This window comes from Cypionkella sp. (genome assembly GCF_028290025.1).
Taxonomy (GTDB): domain Bacteria; phylum Pseudomonadota; class Alphaproteobacteria; order Rhodobacterales; family Rhodobacteraceae; genus Cypionkella.
Window position 1 is genome coordinate 1 of record NZ_JAQGKQ010000058.1, and the last position, 8,438, is coordinate 8,438.

Here is an 8,438-nt window from a genome sequence, read left to right on the forward strand (position 1 = left end):
AGCCTCTTGCATCGCCTGCCCCCTGATCCGCAGCAGCCGCGCCGTATCAGACAGATCGAGCGCCCCCACAGCACAAAGCGCCGAATACTCGCCCAGCGAATGCCCCGCCACGAAAGACGCGGTCTCAATGCCGATGCCTTCGCTTTCCAACGCCCGCAGCGCCGCAATAGACGTAGCCATCAGCGCTGGTTGCGCATTTTTCGTCAGCGTCAGATCGTCGATGGAGCCGTCCCAGATCAGGCTGGACAGCTTTTCGCCCAAAGCCTCATCGACCTCCTCAAACACCGCTTTGGCGGCCGGATAAGCCTCGGCCAGAGCCTTGCCCATGCCAATAGTCTGGGCGCCCTGCCCCGGAAATACGAATGCGCGGCTCATCTGGCCCTCCCTTTATTGCCTTTGGCTTACCTTGTGACGCTGCTCCGTGCAACGCCCCGCCTGTCTTGACAGCAGCGCCCCGCCCAAGCCAGATGCGCCGCATGACACCGACAACACGCAAAATCATCTATGCCATAAGCTTCGAGACCCTCGGCGTGGCAGTAGCTACCCTCGGCTTGCTGGCAATGTCCGACGCAAATCCTGCGCAATCTTTGATCCTCTCCGCGATCACCGCCACCATCGCAATGGGCTGGAGCATGGGCTTCAACGCGATGTTTGAGTCATGGGAGGCCCGCCAGACCATCAAAGGCCGCAGCCTGAGCCGCCGCGCTGTTCATGCGCTGCTGTTCGAGGGCGGCTTGGTGATTTTGGTGTTGCCGATCATGGCATGGTGGCTGGGTGTCGATATCTGGACGGCGCTGAAGTATGAGGCTGGGCTGATCGTGCTGTTCATCCTCTACACCTACGTTTTCACATGGAGCTTCGACCGCATCTTCGGTTTGCCGCAATCCGCACGCTAATCATCTGCTCCGAACCGATAGAAAACTCTGCGGCGCAGAGTTTTCCGGTAAGTTGCTCATAAGGCTAAAAGCCGTTGGGCAAGGGGTGTTGTGCCGCAAACCATACCTCAATAATTTGGCCGCGCCTGACTGGGCTGGCGCTTTTCGCGCCTGCCGAGGGCAGGCAGGCGCGGCTAGATTTGTCTGCGGCCAAATCGAGCAAGAAAAGATGGCGTTTTCGCAATAGCTGACGCCTTGCATCCCCGACCAATCCCGCTATAAGCCCCCAATCTTTCCGCATTTCCACGTAACGGCGCAGGCTCTCGTGGACGGGCCGCGGAAAGTGTTTGCCCGTCCTATGAAATGCGCCACATAGACAGATCGGAGTACACATGCCGCTATACGAGCATGTTATGATCGCGCGTCAGGACTTGTCCACCGCGCAGGCTGAAAGCCTCATCGAACACTTCTCCACGGTTCTGGCCGACAACGGCGGTAAAGTTGTCGAGCATGAATACTGGGGCGTCAAGACGATGGCCTACAAGATCAACAAAAACCGCAAGGGCCACTACGCCTTGCTGAAAACCGATGCACCCGCTTCGGCAGTTCTGGAAATGGAACGCCTGATGCGCTTGCACGATGACGTCATGCGTCTGTTGACCATCAAGGTTGACGTTCATGCAGACGGCCCGTCGGTTCAGATGCAAAAGCGTGACGAGCGTGAGCGCGGAGATCGCCCCGAGGGTGGTTTCGGCGGCGAACGTCGTGAGCGTCCTTCGTTCGGCGATCGTCCTGACCGCGGTGGTGACCGTGGTGAGCGTCCGTCGTTCGGCGGCCCGCGTCGTTGATCCCCAGCCTCAGGAAAGGAGCCTAAATCATGGCGAACAAACCGTTTTTCCGCCGCCGCAAGGTCTGCCCGTTCTCGGGCGACAATGCTCCGGCAATCGACTACAAAGACACGCGCCTGCTGCAACGCTATGTATCCGAGCGTGGCAAAATCGTGCCGTCCCGTATCACCGCAGTCTCGGCTAAGAAACAACGCGAATTGGCTCAAGCCATCAAACGCGCGCGTTTCCTTGCTCTGCTGCCCTACGCTGTGAAGTGAGGGTTCAATCATGCAAGTAATCCTGCTCCAACGCGTGGCCAAGCTTGGCCAAATGGGCGAAGTCGTCAACGTCAAGGACGGCTACGCGCGCAACTTCCTGCTGCCGCAAGGCAAAGCCCTTCGCGCAAACACTGGCAACATTGCCTCGTTTGAAGTGAAGAAAGCACAGCTGGAACTCACCAACCTGGAAACCCGCAAAGAAGCCGAAGCTGTCGGCGAAAAGCTGGATGGCCAGACCTTCGTGATCATCCGTTCGGCATCCGATTCGGGCGCTTTGTATGGTTCGGTTACCACCCGTGACGCAGCAGACGCTGCGATTGCAGATGGTTTCACCGTCAACCGTGCGCAAATCGTGCTCGATCGTCCGATCAAAGAACTTGGCGTGCACACCGTTTCGGTGATCCTGCACCCGGAAGTAACCGTGAAATTCAGCTTGAACGTCGCACGTTCGGTTGAAGAAGCCACGCTGCAAGCTTCCGGCAAGTCGATCCAAGAACTCGCAGCCGAGGCAGAAGCCGAAGCCGATTTTGAGATCGCCAACCTGTTCTCGGAAATGGGCGCTGCCCAAGACGGCGAAGACCTGACCCGCGACTAAGCTGGTCTGGTTTGCAAATTAAAACCGCGCGAGGGCAACCTCGCGCGGTTTTGCTTTTGGGTGGCGAAAGTCATGTCCGTTGCACAAGATGTTCAGCGTTCCTGATCCGCGTCCTAGCGCAGGATCGGCCCGAGGACTTGAGTGAGGCATATGCTGCTTCCCCACGCCGCCGCGCATATCGCTGCCAGTCTCAATCACATCCCCGAAACCGCAGCGTTGCTTGACAAGCTAAAGACTGCTGCCCCTGCCGAATCAAGCTCTCACCAAAAGTGAAACCGCCTGCATCCCCCGCACAGTCTCCCCCGCTCAGTCTCGCCTCAACTTCCAGCCCAAACCAAACGCCCCGCTTTTGATCAAACCATGTCGCAAACCGAATAGCCCACTGCCCTCCCCTCACCTAATTTGCCCGACATGAACCGTAAAACCACAACCCTGGGTATCTTCTACCTGATCGCCGGGATCTCGGTCTTCTCCGTGCAAGACCTGATTCTAAAGCTGATTTCCGGCGGCTATCCGTTGTATCAGGCGATGCTGATCCGGGGTTTCACCTCTATTCCGTTCCTGCTGGCCTTCGCGCATTTCGACGGCGGCTTGCGCACCTTGTTCAGCGCGGGCGTCAGCAAGATGCTGCTGCGCGGGCTAGTGATGTTCATAGCCTATTTCAGCTTTTACATCGCGCTCGCTGGCCTACCGCTGCCCACCACCGTCGCGCTGTTCTACTCTGGCCCGCTGTTCATCACCCTGCTTTCGGTGTTGTTTCTGGGCGAGAGAGTTAGCGTTACCGCTTGGGCCGCCGTGGTGCTGGGCTTTATCGGCGTCGTCATCATGGTCCGCCCCGGATCAGACTTGTTCGACTGGGCCGCGATCCTGCCGATTCTCTCCGGCCTCACCTATGCGATCTCGATGATCACCGCGCGCAAAATGGGCGGCACCGAAACAGCCGCTGCTTTGGCGTTCTGGTCCACCATAGTGTTCCTCAGCGGCGCGGGCCTGATGGCGCTATACTACCATGACGGCAGCCACACCAACACCAGCCACGCCAGCCTCGCGTTCCTCACGCGTGGCTGGATCACCCCCACCACGCGCGACCTCGCTCTGATGATGACCTGCGGAGTCGTCGCCGCGATGGGCCTGTGGCTGCTCACCCAAGCCTACCGCATCGCAGCGGCCTCGACCGTTGCCCCGTTCGAATACCTCGGCCTGATCTGGAGCGTTTTATGGGGCTGGCTGTTCTGGCGCGACTGGCCCGACGCCCAAGGCTGGCTCGGCATCGGCATCATCGCAGGCGCGGGGTTATTCGTGTTGTTGCAAGAGAGCCGACGCTTACCCCAAAGCCCCAAAGCGGTCGTTTAGCGCAGCTACATGGCCTGCAAGTTTCGCGGACTTGCCCCAATGATACAGCAAATCCTGCCAGCGCATCGGCACGAAGCTGACGGTATCACCCGCCACCAGCTTGGCAAATTGCGTGACCTCGCGGCGATGCAAAGCAATCCGCTTAGGGTCCACTGGCTTGCCCGAGGCCCAATTCGCAGGCTCGGCATACAAATAAACCAGCACGCCACCAACAGCCCGCTTCTCAGCCCGCGTCAAAATCGCATAGGCCGATTTGATCAGTTGCACCGCGTCCAAGGTCTGAAAGCCAGCCTCACCCGCCACCATATCATCGCGCAGCTTGGTAAAGCGCGGCAGCTTTTCACCCCAGACTGGTCGATCAAACACCTCGGCAAAGCCATTGGCCTTCATCGGGCGAAACGGCTCGTAACGCCGCGCTTCAATGCCGATCAAAGTGGTGTGGGTTTCAATCGCTACGTCCAGCCACGGATGCCGGCCGCCGGTCCACGGAAACCGCATCTCGGCCTCCAACGTGACCGACGACACCTGTCCCGCAGGCACGCCCGGCAGCGGTGGCAAATCCTGCGCCCGGTTCAAAAACCAGCCAAACGCATTGGCGGTCAATGCACTGGACGATTCCGGCCCATCCATCTTGCCCGTATTCACCTCATGCCCGGGTGAGCGTTTGAGACATTCCAGAATGCCATCAACGGGCAGATCGGGCAAAAACTCTGGCATGGCGGCCTCCAAAACAGCGTAGAACGGGGTAAAGCAAAGGGCCGCCCCAATGGAGCGGCCCCGGATTATTAGCAGGAAGCGAAGATTACATCTCGTCCAAAGCTTCGATGAACTTTTGCAGCTCTTCTTTGCTGACTTCTTTATCGGTCACTTGCGCACCTGCCACGATGTGATCGACAACTTTGTCTTCAAAGATCGGAGCGCGCAGCTGTTGCTGCATGTTCGGGTTCTTCTGCACAAAGTCGAAATACTGCCGCTCTTGGCCCGGGTATTGACGCGCTTGCGCCAAAACCGCTTGGGTCATTTCAGCATCAGACACGGTGACTTCGGCTTTGCGGCCAACCTCAGCCAGAACCAGACCCAGACGCACGCGACGCTCGGCCAGTTTCTTATGCTCGTCGGTGGTCTCAACCGAGCCGTGGTCATGGTCATGCACGTCGGGGTTTTCTTCATGCCACAACTGGTGCGCGATCTGAGCCGCCTCTGCATCGACCAAAGCCGGCGGCAGGTCGAACTTCACCAGACCGTCGAGTTGATCCAGCAGCGAACGCTTCAGCACAGCCCGCGCCGCACCTTTGTATTCAGCTTCGAGACGCTCGGCGATCTGAGCTTTCAGCGCAGCCAAATCTTCTGCGCCGTATTTCTTCGCCAGCTCATCATCCAGTTCAGCCGGAACCGGCTTTTTGATATCCTTGATGGTGCAAGCGAACACTGCCGCTTTGCCTGCCAGATTGGCCGCGCCGTAGCCTTCGGGGAAGGTGACGTTGACGGTGACTTCATCGCCAATCGCCGCGCCAACCAGTTGTGTCTCAAAACCCGGAATGAACGAGTTAGAGCCCAGAACCAGCGGATAATCTTCGCCAGCGCCGCCTTCAAACGGCACACCGTCTACCGAGCCTTTGAAGTCGATGGTGACCTGATCACCGTCGCGGGCACGACCGCCTTTTTTCTTCTCGGTGAAGTTCTGCGCGGTTGCGGCCAAGTTCTTCAACGCTTCTTCAACCGAAGCCTCATCGGCTTTCACCGACAAACGGTCGAGCGTGATTTTCGAAGTGTCCAGATCCGGGATCGGTGGCAAGGCTTCATAAGCCATCTCAACCACAACGTCCTGGCCTTCTTTCCAAGTCTCGCCACCGACCATCTTCACGTCGGGCTGCAAGGCTGGGCGGTCGCCCGTGGTCTCAAAATGCTGCTTCATCGCGCCATCAATGGCGTCTTGCATCGCATCGCCCATCAGGCGCTGACCAAATTGCTTTTTCAGGATAGCCAGTGGCACCTTACCCTTGCGAAAGCCCTTGATCTCGACCTCGGGCTGCGCCTCGAGGAGTTTTTCCTGAACTTTGGCTTCCAGCTCGGCGGCGGACACCGTGATGGTGTAGGCGCGCTTCAAGCCGTCTTTCAGGGTTTCGGTGACCTGCATGTGTCCGTCCTTCTCATCATTCTTTGGTGCGGGTAGAGGGACTTGAACCCCCACGCCTTGCGGCGCCAGAACCTAAATCTGGTGCGTCTGCCAATTTCGCCATACCCGCATATGCATCAAAACGCAGATTCCAGCCCGAAGGCCGAAAAGCGCGCCTTGAAATCCGCGCCCTTCTAACAAAGCCGCGCGAGGGAAGCGAGAGGAAAAGTGAAACTTGCGCTTCGGGTGAATTTACCGCGAAAAGTTGAGGCATTAACCTAATATTGCCGTATTTGGCGGTAAGCTGGCAGCACTGACCCGAGTGTAAGGCACGCCATGACCGTCTACGCCGCTATGAACATCGCCAACGCCCGTAGGGTGCTTGATCACGGTTTGGCGATTGGCACGCAGGTGATGACGCTGGAAGGCGCGTTTCCGGTCGAATACCTCAGCCCCGGCGACCGCGTCATCACCCGCACCGGCGCGCGCAAGCTGTTGGCGATTGAGATGACCTTGGTGCAAAACGCCCGCGTCGTGCGGATTTCGCAAGGCGTGCTCGGCGTGGGCCGCCCCACTGACGTGATCACCGTCACCCCCGATCAACCCATCCTGATCCGCGATTGGCGCGCCAAAGCCCTGACCGGCGACGCAACCGCGCTGATCCCTGCGAGCCGCCTCGTCGATGGCGAATATATCCGCGCCGAAATCATCGCTGAACTGCGGCTTTTCACCCTGCGCTTTGACGAAGATGTGGTGATCTATGCGGGCGATCTGGAACTGGCTTGCACCAGCGCGCCCGTCGCCGCCTAAACTGCATCCGCCCCAATTCCGCGCAAGATTTACGCACAATCGCCCCTTTACCGCGATCCGCTAAACCCCCAACGCCCGAAACACCTTCGGCAATTCCTCGGCCAGATCCTCGGCAATCAACCCCGGCCCAAAACTGCGCGCACATTCGACATGCAGCCAAGCCGCCGTCTCTGCGGCCTGCATCGGCTCAAACCCCCGCGCCAAAAGACCCGTGATGAACCCCGCCAGCACATCGCCCGACCCCGCAGTCGCGAGCCAAGGTGCCGCCCGTTCATACACCGCCGCATTGATCGAACACCGCCCATCCGGTGCCGCAATCACCGTATCCGCCCCCTTATACAGCACCACACACCCCGCCCGCGCCGCCGCCTCTCGCGTGGCATCCACCTTGGAATAGGCCGGACCCGTGACAGCCGGAGCCGCCAACTTCGCCACAATATCCGGGAACAGCCGCGCAAACTCACCCGCGTGCGGCGTCAGCACACACCCGTCATGCAACAACGCAAACAACCCCGCATCCCTTGCCACCAACGTCAGCGCATCCGCATCCAGCACGAGCCGCAATCCCCACGCCGCTCCGGGCTTGAGCCGGAGCCTCGACGTCTCAAGCGCAACCCTCACCAACCCGACCGCCGCCGCGTCCAATCCCATCCCCGGCCCCAAACAAAGCGCATTAATCCGCGCATCCGCCAAAACCTCCGCCAACCCCGCCGCATCCGCCACCGGCTTCAACATAACCGCATCCAACCGCGCCGCATTCTCCGCCATCGCCGCCAGCGGAGAAGCCACCGTCACAAGCCCCGCCCCAATCCGAAGCGCCGCCCGAGCCGCCATTCGAGCCGCCCCGGCATGGCCGTGATCGCCCGAGACGATCAGGGCGTGGCCGTGGGAAAACTTATGAGTTGAAACGTGTCCGCCACCTTTTTGAGCAACACTTTCGTCGATCTCAACAAGCTCAAAGGCAACCTTCTTTCGCACCACCTGCTCCGGGGGAGAAACATTATATAGATTTGCCAACGCCCGTCGCCGCGCAGCCCATGGTAATCCAATATCTGCAATCACGACATTGCCACAAAACTCGGGGCCTTCACTTATCACATGGCCAATCTTTTTTGATGCAAATGTCACAGTCAGATCGGCGTAAATAGCGTCGCCTTTGCCTTCCAAAGTCTTCAGCACAAAACCGCTGTCGAGGCACAGACCACTAGGGCAATCAATCGCACACACATGTTGACCCGCATGTAATTTGCCAACGACATGCGTGATTGCTAGTCCAAGGCCCAGATCAAACCCTCGCGTCAATCCCAACCCGAGAACAGCGTCGATAACGAGGTGTGAATCCCAAGTATCCACGCCTACCGTAAACGCCTTTACCTCCCCCACCTCACACCACCGCTCATAATTCACCCGCGCATCCGGCGGCAGCTTCCCCGCGTCGCCATAGAGATACACCTCCACGTCCCACCCCCGCGCCGCCAGCAGCCGCGCCACCACAAACCCGTCGCCGCCGTTGTTCCCCGGCCCGCACAGCACCACAGCGCGGTGCGAGCTCAGCGCCATCTCCGGCCATTCCTCCAGCACGGC

General features: G+C 59.2%; 10 protein-coding genes and 1 tRNA gene. 6 read left to right on the top strand and 5 right to left on the bottom strand.

Going from position 1 to position 8,438, the window contains the following annotated elements:
- The coding region (locus JWS10_RS09930) for an ACP S-malonyltransferase (protein WP_299506896.1) at positions 1-375 on the bottom strand (375 nt) is incomplete at its 3' end.
- A gap of 101 nt (positions 376-476) precedes the next feature.
- Between JWS10_RS09930 and JWS10_RS09935 the strand changes: the two genes are divergently transcribed.
- The 5 genes from JWS10_RS09935 (at position 477) to JWS10_RS09955 (ending at position 3,928) form a co-directional block, all read left to right on the top strand.
- Complete coding sequence (locus JWS10_RS09935; RefSeq protein ID WP_299506897.1) at positions 477-896, top strand: PACE efflux transporter; 420 nt, start codon at positions 477-479, stop codon at positions 894-896.
- Between the two features lie 371 nt (positions 897-1,267).
- Positions 1,268-1,723, top strand: a complete 456-nt coding sequence (gene rpsF / locus JWS10_RS09940; protein WP_299478590.1) for a 30S ribosomal protein S6 — start codon at positions 1,268-1,270, stop codon at positions 1,721-1,723.
- 29 nt (positions 1,724-1,752) lie between these two features.
- On the top strand, positions 1,753-1,980 hold the full coding sequence (gene rpsR / locus JWS10_RS09945) for a 30S ribosomal protein S18 (RefSeq protein WP_054008603.1): 228 nt from the start codon (positions 1,753-1,755) through the stop codon (positions 1,978-1,980).
- Positions 1,981-1,990: 10 nt separating this feature from the next.
- A complete protein-coding gene (gene rplI / locus JWS10_RS09950) occupies positions 1,991-2,575 on the top strand; it encodes a 50S ribosomal protein L9 (protein ID WP_299478583.1) in 585 nt (194 codons plus the stop codon).
- Positions 2,576-2,986: 411 nt separating this feature from the next.
- Entirely contained in the window at positions 2,987-3,928 is a 942-nt protein-coding gene (locus tag JWS10_RS09955; RefSeq protein WP_299506899.1) for a DMT family transporter, read from the top strand.
- Here the strand turns inward: JWS10_RS09955 and JWS10_RS09960 are convergent.
- The 3 genes from JWS10_RS09960 to JWS10_RS09970 all read right to left on the bottom strand — a co-directional run bounded on the left by JWS10_RS09960 (position 3,899) and on the right by JWS10_RS09970 (position 6,174).
- A complete protein-coding gene (locus JWS10_RS09960; protein WP_299478575.1) occupies positions 3,899-4,645 on the bottom strand; it encodes a hypothetical protein in 747 nt (248 codons plus the stop codon). The genes JWS10_RS09955 and JWS10_RS09960 overlap by 30 nt on opposite strands.
- Before the next feature lie 85 nt (positions 4,646-4,730).
- Positions 4,731-6,065 carry a trigger factor gene (gene tig, locus JWS10_RS09965; protein ID WP_299506901.1) on the bottom strand — a complete coding sequence of 445 codons (1,335 nt, stop codon included), beginning with the start codon at positions 6,063-6,065 and terminating at the stop codon, positions 4,731-4,733.
- Between the two features lie 24 nt (positions 6,066-6,089).
- A tRNA-Leu gene (locus JWS10_RS09970) sits at positions 6,090-6,174 on the bottom strand.
- A gap of 206 nt (positions 6,175-6,380) precedes the next feature.
- Here JWS10_RS09970 and JWS10_RS09975 point away from each other — a divergent pair.
- Positions 6,381-6,854 carry a Hint domain-containing protein gene (locus JWS10_RS09975; RefSeq protein WP_299506902.1) on the top strand — a complete coding sequence of 158 codons (474 nt, stop codon included), beginning with the start codon at positions 6,381-6,383 and terminating at the stop codon, positions 6,852-6,854.
- Positions 6,855-6,914: 60 nt separating this feature from the next.
- Here the strand turns inward: JWS10_RS09975 and JWS10_RS09980 are convergent.
- Positions 6,915-8,438, bottom strand: a 1,524-nt coding sequence (locus tag JWS10_RS09980; RefSeq protein WP_299506903.1) for an NAD(P)H-hydrate dehydratase, incomplete at its 5' end; no start/stop codon positions are given.